At 38.2% G+C, this 1,015-nt stretch carries 1 protein-coding gene; it reads right to left on the bottom strand.

The genetic code is table 11. The annotated features are described in order from the left end of the window. Positions 1-63: 63 nt before the first annotated feature. The gene (locus tag QUF61_RS18130; RefSeq protein WP_289682956.1) at positions 64-969 is read right to left on the bottom strand and encodes a transposase family protein; all 906 of its coding nucleotides are present in this window, start codon (positions 967-969) and stop codon (positions 64-66) included. Between the last annotated feature and the right edge of the window lie 46 nt (positions 970-1,015).

Genomic DNA, 1,015 nt, shown 5'->3' with positions numbered 1-1,015 from the left:
AGAGATGTTGCCAAATAACCTAAATTAAAAAAACTCCCGCCCCATGCCCGTTTACCCTATGAATTACCCTCTACATTCCAGATTGAAGTTCCATAATCCAGCCGCTAGAAAAATAAATTTATCATCTTGCCCATTTCGATTGCGATAAACGTCATACAGACAGTTCATCCGTTTTAAACCTGCAAAAACGTTTTCAATAGGCATCCTGAGGGCTGAAATGACTTTATTTTCTTCTTTTTCTTCGATAGTGAGTTCTCTATTTTGTGGCTTTTTCTTGGGCTGCATAATATTTTTATGCACATGCTGAACCCCTTGAAAACCCTTATCAAGCCACAGACAACAGTCCGATGGAATAAAGCGAAATGAGGTTTCTTTATCAAACATTTTTTTATCGTGATAATGCCCCGCTTTAGTTGGGCTTAAAAAGAGTATTTTTTTCTCAGGATTCGATGCCGCAATATTTTTCCGAGTATGAGCACGTTGCTTTCCAGAAAAGTGCTTACGCTGTGTTTTATTGCTGCTTGAACGTTGGGTTCTGCGCTCTGTCGCATCAATTAATAAATCTTTTTCACCAGGAAAATGCTGCAAAAACTCATCAACACTGCAAATTTTTCGGATAGGCAAAACTTGTTTTTCACCTAAAGTTGACTCAAGAACAGGGAGTAGTCGTTTCACCCAGTCGCAGCAGTTTCCAGCATCTAAATCAAACAGAACAGCTTGTACATCATAAGTGGGATAGCATTTTAGATAAATTAAAATAAAGGACAGTTTGAGGCTGGGTGTTGAGAGGCGTGCTTTTTGACCACCCCCTTTTTTACGCACACAGCCACGAGCCGCTCTTTCAGCATCTATAGCTTTTTCATAATTTCTGTCAAAAACATCAACCAATTCATTAAATTGTTTAATACTTAAGCCAAACATAGCTCTCATGAGGCGTTCGTTTTTCTGTATTCTGTCAAGATTCAACATTTTTTTGGCTCTGTGGATGACTCAAATTACAAGTTTGTATGTTTTT

The sequence above is a fragment of the Candidatus Venteria ishoeyi genome, assembly GCF_030378065.1.
In the GTDB taxonomy this organism is placed as follows: Bacteria; Pseudomonadota; Gammaproteobacteria; order Beggiatoales; family Beggiatoaceae; genus Venteria; species Venteria ishoeyi.
The sequence above is the reverse complement of the archived record's forward strand: the minus strand, read 5'-3'. Positions and strand labels throughout refer to the sequence as shown.